General features: G+C 68.4%; 12 protein-coding genes. 3 read left to right on the top strand and 9 right to left on the bottom strand.

Going from position 1 to position 14,762, the window contains the following annotated elements; translation table 11 throughout:
- Window positions 1-65: 65 nt before the first annotated feature.
- The 3 genes from LO55_RS14310 to LO55_RS14300 form a co-directional block, all read right to left on the bottom strand.
- Window positions 66-1,220, bottom strand: a complete 1,155-nt coding sequence (locus LO55_RS14310; protein WP_071361965.1) for an FAD-dependent oxidoreductase — start codon at window positions 1,218-1,220, stop codon at window positions 66-68.
- 296 nt (window positions 1,221-1,516) lie between these two features.
- Window positions 1,517-2,557, bottom strand: a complete 1,041-nt coding sequence (locus tag LO55_RS14305) for a porin (protein ID WP_071361964.1) — start codon at window positions 2,555-2,557, stop codon at window positions 1,517-1,519.
- 335 nt (window positions 2,558-2,892) lie between these two features.
- Window positions 2,893-3,507: a flavin reductase family protein gene (locus tag LO55_RS14300; protein ID WP_071361963.1), complete on the bottom strand. Its 615-nt coding sequence runs from the start codon at window positions 3,505-3,507 to the stop codon at window positions 2,893-2,895.
- Window positions 3,508-3,664: 157 nt separating this feature from the next.
- Here LO55_RS14300 and LO55_RS14295 point away from each other — a divergent pair, with 157 nt between their 5' ends.
- A complete protein-coding gene (locus LO55_RS14295) occupies window positions 3,665-4,105 on the top strand; it encodes a MarR family winged helix-turn-helix transcriptional regulator (RefSeq protein WP_083415594.1) in 441 nt (146 codons plus the stop codon).
- Here LO55_RS14295 and LO55_RS14290 read toward each other — a convergent pair.
- From LO55_RS14290 to LO55_RS14270, 5 genes are all read right to left on the bottom strand, one after another.
- Window positions 4,082-6,391: a xanthine dehydrogenase family protein molybdopterin-binding subunit gene (locus tag LO55_RS14290; protein ID WP_229410143.1), complete on the bottom strand. Its 2,310-nt coding sequence runs from the start codon at window positions 6,389-6,391 to the stop codon at window positions 4,082-4,084. The two genes, LO55_RS14295 and LO55_RS14290, sit on opposite strands and share 24 nt — an antisense overlap.
- Before the next feature lie 71 nt (window positions 6,392-6,462).
- Window positions 6,463-7,089: an isochorismatase family protein gene (locus LO55_RS14285; RefSeq protein ID WP_071363790.1), complete on the bottom strand. Its 627-nt coding sequence runs from the start codon at window positions 7,087-7,089 to the stop codon at window positions 6,463-6,465.
- Entirely contained in the window at window positions 7,089-8,153 is a 1,065-nt protein-coding gene (locus LO55_RS14280) for a 2,5-dihydroxypyridine 5,6-dioxygenase NicX family protein (protein WP_071361960.1), read from the bottom strand. Before LO55_RS14280 ends, LO55_RS14285 begins: the two co-directional genes overlap by 1 nt.
- Window positions 8,154-8,183: 30 nt before the next feature.
- Complete coding sequence (locus LO55_RS14275; protein WP_071361959.1) at window positions 8,184-9,020, bottom strand: alpha/beta fold hydrolase; 837 nt, start codon at window positions 9,018-9,020, stop codon at window positions 8,184-8,186.
- An 11-nt stretch (window positions 9,021-9,031) separates the two neighbouring features.
- A complete protein-coding gene (locus LO55_RS14270; RefSeq protein ID WP_071361958.1) occupies window positions 9,032-9,787 on the bottom strand; it encodes a maleate cis-trans isomerase family protein in 756 nt (251 codons plus the stop codon).
- A 308-nt stretch (window positions 9,788-10,095) separates the two neighbouring features.
- On the opposite strand from LO55_RS14270, the gene LO55_RS14265 reads away from it, so the two are divergent.
- Window positions 10,096-10,587: a (2Fe-2S)-binding protein gene (locus tag LO55_RS14265; protein WP_071361957.1), complete on the top strand. Its 492-nt coding sequence runs from the start codon at window positions 10,096-10,098 to the stop codon at window positions 10,585-10,587.
- The gene (locus LO55_RS14260) at window positions 10,587-13,484 is read left to right on the top strand and encodes a c-type cytochrome (RefSeq protein WP_071361956.1); all 2,898 of its coding nucleotides are present in this window, start codon (window positions 10,587-10,589) and stop codon (window positions 13,482-13,484) included. Before LO55_RS14265 ends, LO55_RS14260 begins: the two co-directional genes overlap by 1 nt.
- Window positions 13,485-13,537: 53 nt before the next feature.
- Here LO55_RS14260 and LO55_RS14255 read toward each other — a convergent pair whose 3' ends face one another.
- Window positions 13,538-14,716: a PA0069 family radical SAM protein gene (locus LO55_RS14255; protein ID WP_071361955.1), complete on the bottom strand. Its 1,179-nt coding sequence runs from the start codon at window positions 14,714-14,716 to the stop codon at window positions 13,538-13,540.
- Window positions 14,717-14,762 lie beyond the last annotated feature (46 nt).

The raw sequence follows: 14,762 nt of genomic DNA, 5'->3' as shown, positions 1-14,762 counted from the left end.
GCCCCCGCCGTGGCACGATCCTCCCGCAAGCGTCCTGCAAGAAGCGCGCCATGGCAAAAACCTCGTCAGGCCGCAGCTTTCTGCGGCGACACCAGCGGAACATTGAAGACATCGTAGCCGAAGCACCAGGATGGGTCTTCGTTGGTGCGCAGCCAGGTGTTGTCGTGCGAGATGCGCTGCACCTTGCTGGCGCGTTCGGCGCGGTTCGCCTCGTACAGCGCGAACGCGTCGTGGTAGTGGCTGACCCCGACCTCGGCCAGGCAGCGCGCCAGCATCGCGCCATCCTCGATCGCCATGGCGGCGCCCTGCGCCATGTGCGGCTTCATCGGATGGCAGGCGTCGCCCAGCAGCACCATGCGGCCCCGGCTCCACAGCGGCAGCGGATCGCGCTCGAGCAGCGACCACTTGGTCACCTCGACCGTGTTCTCGATCAGCGCCTGCACCGTCGGGTGCCAGCCGCGGAAGGTTTCGCGCATCTCGTCCTTGCTCGACGCGAGCCAGCGGTCCTTCAGGTCCCAGTGGGTGGCGGGCACGCCGGTGACGTAGTAGATCTCGTCGGCCTTGCCGGTCACGAAGTACACCATCATGTGGCGATCGTCGCTCCACCACTTGACGCATTGGTCGAACGGCAGCATGCCGCGCTCGAGCACCGGCGTCGGGAACACCGCGCGGTGCGCCAGGTAGCCGGCGTACTTCGGCTCCTCGGGCCCCAGCAGGGCTTCGCGGATGCGCGAGTTGACGCCATCTGCGCCGATCACGATGTCGGCGGTTTCGCTGCTGCCGTCGGCGAAGCGCATCAGCACCTCGTTGCCGCGGTCTTCCACCTCGGTCAGGTTCTTGCCGAAGGCGACCGCTTGTGGCGGCAGCGCCTTGACCAGCAGCTCGTGGAAGTCGCCGCGGTGCACCGTCAGGTAGGCGGCGCCATAGTTTTTCACTGCATATTCGCCGAACGGGATGCGCGCCAGGACGTCGCCGGTTTCCCAGTGACGGCTGTACCAGGCATCCGGATGCGAGCCCTGGGCGGCGAGGGCGTCCTCGATGCCGATGCGGCGCAGGATCTTCATCACGTTCGGCCCGACGTGGATGCCGGCGCCCAGGCGCGAGAAGCTCGGCGCCTGCTCGTAGACGCGGACGTTGAAACCTTCCTTGATCAACAGGGCCGCGGCTGCGGCGCCGCCAAGGCCAGCGCCGACGACGGCGATGCGGGGGGAACTGGACATGTCTATCTCCTTGCGAAATGTGAACACACTTGAAATCTGGTCGGATGCACGGTCCCGCCAGGCCCGTTCCCAGCGCTGGAAACGTATTGGAGGAACCGATGATTTAGAGTGTACACGCTAGTTTATTCTAATCATAGCCATACTCTGCATATATTTCATCGTGCCGCAATGCAGTGCATTTTCATCCCTTTTTGAGGGACAAAATTGCCAATCCGGTGCGTTCCCAGGGCTGATTGCGCGCCTCCGGAACCCGGTTGCGAGCGCACATTTTAAAGTGCACACACCATAATAATTCGTCAGAACAGGTGGCGGATGCCGAACTGCACGCCATCCACGTTGCCGCCCGCCGCCGGGATGTTCTTCGGGATCGGCGCCGCCGCGCTGAAGGTGAACGATGCGCCGTCGTCGTTGACCATGTGCGCCAGGGTGCTGTACAGCATGGTGCGCTTGGACAGGTCGTGGGTGACGATCAGGCTGACCTGGCGCGCATCGCGGTCGTTGCTGGTGCCGTCGACGCCCCAGCCGAAGCCGGCGCCGATGGTGGTGCCGCCGCCGAGCCGGTAGTTGGCCGCGATCGAATACGCGCTGTAGTAGGAGCCGCGCACATTGGTGGCGGGCGCGGCGCCCAGGTTGTTGCCGCGATAGTAGCCGAGATAGATGCGGCCCTGGCCGTAGTCGTAGGAGCCGCCGGCGAACGTCGACTGGGTCGTCTCCTGGCCGTTGGCGCTGTTCTGGCGCGACGAGCTGACGCCCAGGTAGAGCGGCCCCTTCTCGTATTCGGCGGCCAGGATCGCCGTGCTCAGGCCATCGCTGTCGTCGGTGCGCTCGCCGAGGCTATAGTAGGCCTGCATCTTGAAGCCGTTCACCACCGGCGAGATGTAGCCGATCACATTGTCGTAGCGCGGCGTATAGGACGAGACGTTGTTCAGGAACGAGGCATAGGTGGCGCCCGCGAAGGGATCCAGGCGCGCGATCATCAGGAAGCTCGACGAATTCTGGCGACCGATGCGCAGCTCGCCCCACTTGCCGCCCAGGCCGACCCAGGCCTGGCGGTTGAACAGGCGGGTGGTGTCGTGCTGGGCGCCGGTGTCCGAGGCGAGGCCGCTTTCCAGCTGCCAGGTCGCGAGCAGGCCGCCGCCCAGGTCTTCCGCCCCACGCAAGCCCACCCGGCTGGCCTGGTAGCCGCCGCTGTCCATCGAGACCACGTTGCCGGTGCCTTCGGCATTGGTGTAACCCATATACGTGTCGAGCACGCCGTAGACCACGACGCTGGACTGGGCCGTCGCCCCGCCCGCACAAAGCAACCCAAGCGCCCCTGCCGCCAAAATCTTTTTCATCGATGCGATCCCTAACATGGTGTGGTGAATTGGAATACTGCACAGTGCCCGGACATTTTATGGTGTATACACTGCTTCCAAAACACTTTAGCAAGTCCCGTACCAGCCACATCTACGGGCATGACCGCAGCGCACAATGACTGTGTTTTCTTGACTCAATCCAGGTTTATCGGCGAATGTCGCGCTTCTTCGCGCTTGTTCCGACTTGCTTTCTCGCGCACTGATTTATAATGTGTGCATTATATTTTTTGTGCTGCAGCGCGATTGCGCGAATGAGGTGCAGGTGGCGTTGCGTGCTTGCACCAGATTGGGTATGCATGGAGCGAAAGTCGGGATCAAGCGGGCCGCGGCAAGGTGAAGTTGGCGCCCGGGCCGGTGCTCCCATACCAGTCGCCGCCCATCCGGAACAGCAGGTCGACCTGGCCGGCGTCGGGCAAGCCGTCGGCCCCGAGCAGCGAATCGTCGACATGCGCCGCCAGCACCTGGCCGAACACCAGGTGGCACGACGGCGCCTCTTCCGGATACGGCGCGAGCCTGGCCAGCCGGCATTCGAAGCTGGCCACGGCCCCGGCCACGCGCGGCGCGGCCACCAGGCGACTCGGGGCAGCCTCGACGCCGCAGGCCGTGAACTCGTCGACGCCGGCGTCGAACGCCGACGAGGTGGCATTGAGCGCCTCGGCATGCGCCGGCCCGGCCAGGTTGACCACGAACTCGCCGGTGGCGCGGATATTGGCCAGCGTGTCCTTGGGCGCGCCGCCGCGCTGCAGCAGCGGGCAGACCAGCAGCGTGGGCGGCTTGCTGGTCACCATCTGGAAGAAGCTGAAGGGCGCGAGATTGCGCACTCCGGCAGCACTGACCGTCGAGACCCAGGCGATGGGCCGCGGCACGATCAGTGACGCCATCCAGGCATAGGCCTGTGCGGGCTTGAGGTCCGCGAAATCGATCAACATGTATTTACCTCACAATCATATGAACCAGCTGAAAAAGTCATCCAGGCGAACGCCCTCTTCGCGCAATGCCACGAGCGAGCCGGGAACGGCGACAATATGTTGCCCTTTGCTCGCCCGCGATGGCACAGCCGTGGAAAGCCGCGCTACCATGGCGACCATGAACAAGAAATCTTCTACCAAGGACTACCAGTTCTCCGACCAGATCGGCCATCTGCTGCGGCGCGCTTACCAGCACCATACCGCCATCTTCCAGCAACACATCCTGGATTCCGATCTCACGGCTGCCCAATTCGTCAGCCTGTGCGCGATCCGCGATATGAAGACCTGCTCGCTGAGCGACGTGGTGAAAGTGACCGCGATCGACCAGGGAACGATCCGCGGCATCGTCGAACGCCTCAAGTCGCGCGGCCTGATCGTGCTGTCGCACGACGAGGCAGACCGCCGCAAGGTGCTGGTCTCGCTCAGCCCGAGCGGCGCCCAGCTGGTCGCCGACACCGTGCCGCTGGCCGCCGAGATCACCGAGGCGACCTACGGCAACCTCAATCCAGCCGAGCGGCTGGCGCTGGTCTTCTTGCTACGCAAGATGATCGACAGCTGAACCCTTGACCCGTCCCGGCGGGCGGGAGTCCTTCCGGCCGGACAGGCCTCCCAGCACCCGCAGGATGTTCTCGGGCGTGAACGGCGGCTGGCGGAAGCGCTGCCCGGTCGCGTCGAACAGGGCATTGGCGAGCGCCGCGGCGCTCGGCACCGAGGCCGACTCTCCGGAGCCCAGCGGCGGCTGGTCGGGCCGGTCCATCAGCACGATCTCGATCGGCGGCACCTCGGTGAAGCGCAGGATCGGGTAGGCGCCCCATTCGAGGCTGGTCGTGCCCTGGCTGCCGAAGGTGACTTGCTCCTTGAGCACGCGGCTGAGCGACTGGATGATATTGCCGTGCATCTGGTGGCGCACGCCCGCCGGATTGACCATCAGGCCGGTGTCCTGGCCGACCACGATCGATTTCACGGCGAGCGCGCCATCGCGCGGATCGACGGCGATGTCGATCACCCAGGCCGACCAGGCGGCGCCAAAACCGGGGAATTTGCTGTGCACATAGCGCGCGTAGGCGACTCCGCGTCCGTGCAGCTTGCCGTCGCCCGCCGCCTGGCCGCGCGAGCCGGCGGCGCCTTCCACCCACCCGGCCCTGGCGGCCACCGCGCGCAGCAGGTCGCAGGCACGTTCGTCCGGCAGGTGGGCCAGGCGATAGGCCAGGCGGTCCTGGCCGGCCACTTCGGCCAGTTCGTCGATGAAGCAGTCGTGGGCAAAGGAGTTCGGCAGCGCCGACACCCCGCGCAGCCAGCCAGAGCGCACGATCGGCGCCACGTCATCGCAGGCCACCAGCGCATTCGGATACGCATAGGGCGGCACGGCGGTGCGGTCGCCCATCTCCAGCACGCGCGGCTCGGGCGCGATGCGGCCGGTCAGCAGCAATGCCAGCACCGGCGCGTCGTTGGACGGATAGCGGGTAGTGAACTCATATGCCGCCGGCGCGCCGTCGGCGCCGATGCCGCCGCGCACATCCATCAGCTGCGCCGCGCCCTTCGGCTCCCAGGCGTGTTCCTGCTCGCGCGTGAGCTGCACGCGCACCGGCCGCCCCACGGCGCGCGACAGCAGCGCGGCGTCGGCGCCGACGTCGTCGGCGCAGTTGCGGCCATAGCAGCCCGCCGCCTCCAGGCGCACCACCTCGATGCGGCCTTCGTCCAGGCCGCACAGGCGGGCCAGGTCGATCCGCATCACGTGCGGGTTCTGGGTGCCCGACCACACGGTCAGGCCATCGTCACGCCAGTCGGCCACGGCGCAGGACGGGCCGATCGAGGCATGCATGTGATAGGGCCAGACATACGTCCGTTCGAGCACCGCGCTGGCCGATCGCAGCGCCGCTTCGGCATCGCCCTCGCGCACCAGCTCGCGCCGGGTCGCGGGAATCGCCCGCAGGCTCGCTTCCAGGTCGTCCATCGGCGCCAGTGGCGGCGCCGGCTTCCACTGCACCTTGAGCGCGCGCATCGCTCGCTGGGCCTGCTCTTCGCGCTCGGCCACGATACCGATGAAATCGCCCTCGACCACCACGGCGACGATGCCCGGCAAGTGCCCGATCGAGCCGCGGTCCACCGACAGCAGGCTGGCGCCGACGAACGCGCCGCCGTCACGCCCCGGATATGGCGGGCGCACCACGCGCGCATGCAGCATGCCGGGCACCCGCACGTCATGCACATAGACCGCCTCGGCGCGCACCTTGGCGGGAATATCGACCCGGCGCGCGTCGCGGCCGACCAGGGTGTAGTCGGCGGCCGGCTTCAACGGCACGTCGCCCGCTTCGAGCGTCAGCGTGATCGTCTTTCCGGCCACCAGCTCGAAGTAGCTGGTGCGGCGCGTCATGTCGCCGCGCACGTGAATCGCGCCATCGTCGATCGCCAGCGCGCCCGGCGGCGCCTGCAGGCGCTTTGCCGCCAGCGCCAGCAGGTGCTCGCGCGCCTGCGCCGCGGCCTTGCGCAGCGGGATGGCCGAGATCTGGATGGTGGCGCTGGCGATGGTCGGCCCCTGGTTCGGCGCCTCCTCGGTATGGCCCAGCACCATCGTGACCCGCTCCAGGCCCACGCTGAGCTCTTCGGCCACGATCTGGGCCAGCGCGGTCCGAATGCCCGTGCCCAGGTCGACGTGGCCGTTGAAGGCCAGGACCGCGCCGTCCGCCAGCAAGGCGATGAACACGTCCGGCAAGGGCTGGACGTAGTTCGACGCGGTGCCGGGCTGGCCGGGCGAGGGCCTGGCGCCCGGCTGCGGCGCGCGCGTGACCAGCAGCAGGTCGCTGCGCTCGAACAGCGCGCGGCGCGCATCCTTGGGAGTGTTCATGGATTCGGGTCCGTGCTTCATCATCGACATCATTGTGCCACGCCGTCCATGCGAACGGCATGGCGGTATTGCTAGCGGGAGCGCGCGGTCAGCGCCAGCGCCTCGGCCAGCGGCGCCACCGTGGCGTACTTCTGCCCCATGTCGAACAGGCTGGCGTCATGCGGCCCGATCGCGCGGTCGCCCACGCAGTCGGACACCACGAGCGGACGAAAGCCCCAGGACATGGCGTCGACCACGCTGGCGCGCACGCAGCCGCTGGTGACGGCGCCCGCCACCAGCAGGGTCTGCACGCCGTTCTGCGTCAGCCATGGCGCCAGCGAGGTGCCGAAGAAGGCCGAAGGCACGGTCTTGCGCACCACCAGCTCGCCCCTGGCCGGCGCCAGTTCGGGCACGATGGCGCTGGCGCGGTCGTTTTCCTTGAGCGTCACCATGCCCGGCACCTTCAGGCCGAACACATTGCGGTCGCTGTCGTCGTCGGCGAACACGATGCGGCTGTGCGCCACCGGCCAGCCCTGCGCACGCGCATGGGCCAGCAGGTCGACGGTGCGCGCGATCGCGGGCGGGATGTTGCCGCCGCCGAAGACCTGCGGATCGGCGAAGCTGTTGACGAAGTCGACGATCAACAGACCGTACGGCGGGATCATCTCGAGCGACTGGCCGAAGCCCTGGCGCTCGTAGGTCGCGGCTTCCTGGTGCATCATGACGCCCCCTTCCCGGTGGAATAGACGAAGCCGTCGAGCACCTTGCCGTCACGGACCACGGCTTCGCCATCGAGGCTCACGGTGCAGCGGCGCAGCGGAATGTCGATGTGGCAGGCCGTGGCGCGCGAGCCGCCGGCCTCGTTGTTCGGGCCGAACGAGAACAGGAAGTTGCCCTCGAACGCGCGCGCATCCATGCCGATGGTCGCTTCGCGGTCGTACATCGCCAGCGTGGTCCACTGCGCGCGCGGCTGCAGGCCCCAGCCGATATGCGACATGGCATACGCTTCCGGATCGTCGAAGGAGGCCATGTACTCGCTGAGCAGCTCGGCATCGAGCCCGCCCTCGATGCCCTGCACGTAGCCCTGGTCGACCGTGACGCGCACCGGCTCGGCCACATAGCGCTTGAGCGGCAGCAGGATGTCGCCGCGGTCGATCACCAGGGTGCCGCAGGTCTGGCGCTCGTTGGGCCAGGTCAGCACGAAGCCGCTCGGCCAGTGGTCCCAGCGGCCCGGGGCATCGACGAAGCCGTACTCCTGGATCACCGGGAATTCGCCCAGCGGGCAGCGCAGGTCGGTCCCGGCGCAGGAGGTGATGTGCATTTCGCGCTTGCCCTCGAGGCGGCGCGCGGCCTGGGCCACGCGCGCCTTGTCGTCCAGCGTCGGCACCATGCGCACCAGCACCTCGGGCGGCTCGACCGCCAGCAGGATCTTGGCGCCGGCCGAGAGGATGTCGTGCTGCTCGGGCGAGAACAGCAGCGTCATCAGGTCGAGCACCAGGTCGCTCTCCTTGAGCGCGGCGATGGCGGCCCGGTTGCCGGTCAGCGGCGTGGTGCCGAGATAGGCCAGCGAATCGCGGCTGAGCGCCTTGTCGCCGTTCACCGGCGGCAGGTCGAGCCGGTTGGCCACGGCGCCCAACTGCTGCACCGCGGTGAGCGCGGTCGACAGCGTCTGCGGGTGGGTCGTGCTGCTGGTGAGCACGGTGACGATCTGCCCCGGCTCGAGCTTCGACAGGGTGAGCACCTGCTTCCAGGCGCCAATCAGGTCATGGTCGCTGACGGCCATTGCTTTCTCCTTGTTCTAAGGGCGTGGGCATCACAGCCGCGCACCCAGGAAGTCGCCGAACGCGGCGTAAAAACCTTCTTCGTTATCCCACGGGATCATGTGGCCGGCATCCTCGACCCGGCTCACGGCCAGGCCCGCCACCTTGGCCCGGAATTCCTCGATGTCGACCGGCAGCAGCACGTCTCCGCGCGAGGCCACCATCAGCATCGCCGGCTGGGTCAGCGCGGGCAGGTACTGGTGAATGTCGTCCGTATGGAAGCCCTCGAAGCTGGCGATCACGGCGCGCTCGTCGCAGGTGTGCAGCCACTCGGCGCGCAGGCGCAGCTGCTCCTCGGTCCAGGTCGGGCAGAAGTCGCGCATCTGCTCCACCGAGCAGCCCTGGCGCGCCAGGCGCATCGAGTCGACATACCACGGCAGCTTGGATGGATAGGCGCGCCGCCCGGGGCCGGAGACCGGCGGATCGACGATCACCAGCTTGGTCAAGCCACGCGGACGATCGGCCGCGGCGCGGATGCCGATGCGCCCGCCCATCGAGTGACCGACCACGGCGTAGCGGTCCAGGCCCAGCGCGTCGGCGAAGGCGACCAGGTCGGCCGCCTGCGCATCCACGCTGTAATCGAGTTCGCCCGAGCTCGAGGACAGGCCGCGTCCGCGCACGTCGAGCACGTAGGTGTCGAACTGCCGGCCGAAGCGTTCGCCCACGAAGCCCCAGGTGATGGCCGGGCTGGTGATGCCGGGAACGATGATGACGGCGTCGCGCTGCGCGCGTTCGCCCTCGGCGCCGCCGTAGCGCAGGTAGTGCTGGCGGATGCCGTTGGCGTGGACGTTGGCGCCGTGGACGAAGCTGCTGTGGAAGGTGCTGGTCATGCGCCCTCCCCTCAGTAGGCGCCCGACAGCAGCGCGCCGGCGCCCGGCACGATGCGATCCAGGTCGAGGCGCTTGAGCATCGCGTAGGTGGTGGCCACGGCGGCGGTGATCACCGGCTTGCCGGTCATCGCCTCGACCTGGGCGATCACCGGCAGCGAAGGCATCTGCACGCAGGCCGACAGCACGATCGCGTCCACCTGGCTGGTATCCATCTGGGCCACGATCGCCGGCAGGTTGGCCGGATCATGGCGGGCCACGTCCAGGTTGTCCGGAATCTCGAGCGCGCGGTAGTCGAGCACGTCGAAGCCTTCGTGGCGGATGTAGTCGACCACCAGCTCGGTCAGCGGCTTCATGTAAGGCGCGACGACCACGATCTTTTTCGCCTTGATGACTGTCAAGGCGTCGATCAGGGCGCCGGCGCTGGTCACCACCGGCGCATTGGCGCCATTCGCGGCAGTGTGGGCGGTCAGCCGCTCCTCGGAGGCGCGGTGGTAGCCACGGCCCATCGCCATGATCGCCACCAGGCAGGCGTAGCCCAGGACGTCGACGCGGGCGTCGCTCAATTCGACGGCGCAGCGGTCGGATTCGCCGTCCATCGCGGCCAGTTCTTCCTTGACCACTTTCTTCATGCGCATGCGGCTCGAGTGGAAAGTGAAGCGCTCGGGACGAATCGCCTGGCGCGCCGTGAGCATGGCCGGGATCTCGGTTTCCATGGTGGTGTTGGAACTCGGGACGATTTGTCCGATACGATAAAGACGCTGCTGCATTCGATGATCTCCTTGGTGGTCCATGGCTTCGGATGGAAGACGGAATTTATAGTGCACACACTATAGTTAACCACTTTGCGTGGTTTTGCAACAAGGATTTCGCAGGCGAGCCGGACGGCGCAAGCGAAGCCCTCTTTCCGTGCGGCGCGGCACCACCAGCGGGAGCGATGCCCGGGAATTCGCACTGCAATGCAGCATTCGAATACGCACGAGAATCTACGCATTGTGCTGGCATTTTCCATCGTGTACACTCGATTTCACGTCCGACCCAACCCATCGGGCCGCCTTGCAATACACTGTGGCTGCTTATGAACCATCACACCACCCGCGCGATCGCCCTCGTCGTTAACGGCCAGCCGCGCCTGCTTGACATTCCGGGCGACGCGCCCCTGCTCAACGTCCTGCGCAACGACCTGTGCCTGAACGGTCCCAAGTTCGGCTGCGGCCTGGGTGAATGCGGCGCCTGCACGGTGCTGGTCGACGGCGTCGCGGCGCGCTCCTGCGTGATTCCGCTGGCCGGCGTGGCCCAGCGCTCGGTGACGACCCTCGATGGCCTGGCCCGCGACGGCCGGCTCGATCCGGTGCAGCAGGCCTTCATCGATGAACAGGGCGCGCAATGCGGCTACTGCATGAACGGGATGATCATGACCCTCAAGGCCCTGCTGCTGCGCTGTCCCGACGCGACCGAACAGCAGATCCGGGCCGAGCTGGACTTCAACCTGTGCCGCTGCGGCACCCATGTCGAGATCATGCGCTGCGCCCTGCGCGCGGTCGAACTGGCCAGGGAAAGCGCAAGCTGATGCCGCACGCTGCAGAACCGATCCCCGTGTCCGGCGCCCCGGCGCTGCTGCATGCGCGCCTGATCCTGCCGCCCGCGCTTGACTGGAATGGCGAACGCTATTGCGGCGCACGCCTGCAGCGCATCGATGCGGCGGCGGCGCTGTCGCGCCCTGGCGTGCGCGAGGTCTTCGTGCGCCAGCACCTGGTGGCGGTCATCGCCGAGTCGGATGCGGCGGCGCGCGCCGCGCGGCCGCTGGTGCGCATCCGCTGGCGGCGCGCGTCCGCTGGCGAAGACTTGCCGCAGCAACGGCAACGCAAGATCCTGCTGCAGCGCGGCATGCGCGCCGACGACGCTCCCGACCTGGTGACCGCGCAATACCGCTGGCAAGGCGCGCCGGCCGCGACCGGGTCGACGACGCTGTCCATCCTGGCCAGGCCGGCCGGTCCGGGCATCCAGGTCGACCTCCCGTACGGCAATCCTGGCCAGATCGCGCCGGCACTGGCGGCCCTGCTTCAACTGCCGCCCGAACTGGTCGAGGTGCGCAGCGCGCGCCCGCCGCAATCGGACCAGGAAGCGCGCGACGCCGCGAACGGCGCCGGCGTGGCGGCCCTGCTGACCCTGCACTGCAAGGCCGCGCTGTCGCTGGTGCTGGAGTGCGGGATCGACGCTGGCCAGCCCACGCTGCTGCAGGCCGGCGCGCGTGTCGACGCCGAGCGCCTGGAGCGCTACACCCTGAACCTGGCCCAGGCCCGCCCCGCCCCGCCGCTGGCCTGGCTGCTGACCGGACGCGCCGACGCGATCGAGGATGCCGCCATCGCGCCGTTGGACGCGCTGCAGCCGCCGTATGCCTGGGACGCGTTCGAGATCAGCAGCAGCGGCGACGGCGCGTCCACGCCCGCTGCGGCGGCGGTCTTCGCACAGGAATCCTTCTTCGACGAGGTGGCGCGCCACGGCGGGCACGACCCGGTCGCCTACCGGCTCGCGCACCTGCCTGACCCCACCGGCGCGCGCCTGGTCCGCTCGGTGAGCCAGGCTGCCGCCTGGCAGGCGCGCGCTGCGCGCGCCGCGGATCCCGGCCCGGTGATGCACGGGCGCGGCTTCGCCTATGCCAGCACGATCGAGCAGGCGCCGCAGCCTGTCCAGAGCTGGTCGGCCTGGGTGGCCGAAGTCGCCTACGACCCGGCCTCGGGAGAATTGAGCGTGACGCGCGCCATCGCCGGCCACGATGCGCAGGACGCGGCGGCCCATGCCGCCTTGCCGCCTGCCGCACGCGGCGCCCTCGACGAACAGGCGCGCCAGGCCATGGCGCGGCTGATCGCGCCGGACGCCGGCGTGGACGGCTGGTCGGACAACGAGGCGCGGGTGCCGCCCGGCGCCATCACCACGCACAGTCCTCCCGTGCCCGACCAGCTCAAAGACGCCTCGTCCCTGCCGTCGCCCGAGGTACAGCTCAAGGCGGGCGGCGCCTTCACGCTGCCTGCCGCGGCTGCGGTCGCGAACGCCATTTTCGACGCCACCGGCGTCAGGCTGCGCGAGGCGCCGTTTTCCGGCGCCCAGATCAAGCTGGCCCTGGCCGAGCGCGCGACGCCGCCCGCGAAGCGCCGCTGGCGCACCGCCGGCTGGCTCGGCGGCGCGGCGGCGGCGCTGGGCGCGACGCTGTCGCTGGCCCTGCCCTGGCGCCCGGCCATCGCTCCGATCGCGCCGCCCGACGCCAATCTGTATTCGGCCGCGACGATCGAACGCGGGCGCCTGGTGGCGCTGGCCGGCGACTGCATGGTGTGCCATACCGCGCCCGATGGCGGCATCCCGAATGCCGGCGGACATGCGTTGGACACGCCGTTCGGCACGATCTACACCACCAATATCACGCCGGACCCGAAGACCGGCATCGGCAACTGGTCGTATGCCGCGTTCGAGCGCGCCATGCGCGAGGGCGTGCATCGCGACGGCCGCAACCTGTACCCGGCCTTCCCTTACACCGCCTACGCGAAGATGACGGAGCCGGACATGCAGGCGCTGTATGCCTACCTGATGGCGCAGCCGGCGGTCGAGAGCCAGCCGCCCGAGTCGAGCCTGCGCTTTCCCTTCAACCTGCGCCCGCTGCTGTCGGGATGGAAGGTGCTGTTCCACCAGCCAGAGGTGTACCGGCCCGACCCCGACCGCTCGGTGCTGTGGAACCGCGGCGCCTACCTGGTCGAGGGCGCCGGCCATTGCGCCGCCTGTCATTCGCCACGCAATGCGCTGGGCGCCGAAAAGAAGGGCTTGCACCACTTGAGCGGCGGCGTGGTTGACGGATGGGAGGCGCCATCGCTCACGGCGTCGTCGAAGTCGCCGCAGCCCTGGACCGAGGACGAACTGTTCGCGTACCTGCGCACCGGCTTCTCGGCGCGCCACGGGGTCGCCGCCGGGCCGATGGCGCCGGTGGTGAGCGAGCTGGCCCAGCTGCCGGCCGAGGACGTGCGCGCGATCGCGCATTACATCGCCTCGCTGGGACGGCCTCCGGCCGCCACGGCCACGGCCGCCGTCACGGCCGGCCCTGCGCCTGCGTCGGCCCCGGCGGCCAGCGCGGCCCAGGCGATCGATACCGCCAGCGGCAAGCGCCTGTTTACGGGCGCCTGCGCCGCCTGCCACATGGAGGGCAGCGGCCCGACCCTGTTCGGCGTGCGCCCTTCGCTCAAGGTGAACACCAACGTCCATGCCGACACGCCGGACAACCTGGTCAAGGTGATCCTGCACGGCATACCCGAACCCGCGAATGCCGACCTGGGTTACATGCCGGGCTTCGCCAACAGCTTCAGCGATGCCCAGGTGCGCGACCTGCTGCACTACCTGCGCGCCACTTTCGCACCGGACAAGCCGGCCTGGACCGACGTAGAAGCCAGGATCGCGGCGGCGCGCCGGCAGCCGGGGCACTGAACAATTTCAGGACGTCATCCCAGTGACCTGGCATCTTTTCGCGGACCGTGTACCTAGAACAAATCCAGCTGGCCGCTCGCGCCAGCGCGCTGCTTTCCAGACGATGGCGGCACCACCAGCGGCCGCCTGAACTGCGACCCATCGAGCCGCCCGAAGCGCCCGCGCAGGTCCGAGAACCCGAGCCGCGCGGACGCCTTCTCGAAACGCTGCCGGATCAGGTCGGCCCACACGCCCTCGCCTTTCATGCGGGTCGCGAAGTCGCTGTCGTAGTCCTTGCCTCCGCGCATCTCGCGGATGCGGTTCATCACCCGCTGCGCACGGTCCGGGAAGTGCGCCTGCAGCCACTCTTGAAACAGCGGATTCACCTCGTGCGGCAGGCGCAGCACCGTGTAGTGCGCGCCGACCGCGCCGGCGTCGCGCGCCGCCTCGAGGATGCGTTCGATCTCGGGCTCGGTCACGAAGGGGATGATCGGCGCCACGCTGACGCTCACCGGGATCCCGGCTTCGGTGAGCGTGCGGATGGTGCGCAGGCGCCGCATCGGCGCCGCCGCGCGCGGCTCCAGCGTGCGCGAAATCTCGGCGTCGAGCGTGGTGAGCGTGATGGCCGCGCACGCCAGGCCTTTGGCGGCCATCGGCGCCAGGATGTCGATGTCGCGCTCGATCAGCGACGATTTGGTGATCAGGCCGGCCGGATGGCGGCACTCGGCCAGCACTTCGAGCACCGCGCGCGTCAGCTTGCGCTCGCGTTCGCACGGCTGGTAGGCGTCGGTGTTGACGCCGATGGCGATGTGTTCGGGCACGTAGCCGGGCTTCGCCAGCTCGCGCCGCAGCAGTTCGGGCGCGTTGACCTTGGCGAACAGGCGGCTCTCGAAATCGAGCCCCGGCGACAGGCCGAGGTAGCTGTGCGTCGGCCGCGCGAAGCAATAGATGCAGCCGTGCTCGCAGCCACGGTAGGGATTCAGGGAGACGCTGAACGGGATGTCCGGTGATGTATTGCGCGAGAGGATGCTTTTGGCGATCTCGTCGGTGACCACGGTCTTGAACGCCGGCGCATCGTCGTCGTCGATCGCCCAGCCATCGTCGAAGCGCTCGCGGCCGTTGACCTCGTAGCGGCCTTGCAGGTTCGACACCGCACCGCGCCCCTTGCGCGCCAGCGGCGGCGGGGACGGCGCAAGGGCGACATGTCCGTCGTCGAACGGTTCGCGCTGGAGTGGAAAATCGATGGTACCCATGGCTGGCGCTCCGATACTGTATATTTGTACAGTATATTACGCCGCC

The sequence above is a fragment of the Massilia timonae genome (assembly GCF_001866515.1).
GTDB classification, from domain to species: domain Bacteria; phylum Pseudomonadota; class Gammaproteobacteria; order Burkholderiales; family Burkholderiaceae_D; genus Telluria; species Telluria timonae.
Note: the sequence above shows the minus strand (reverse complement) of the source record. Positions and strands in the feature narration are given on the sequence as shown.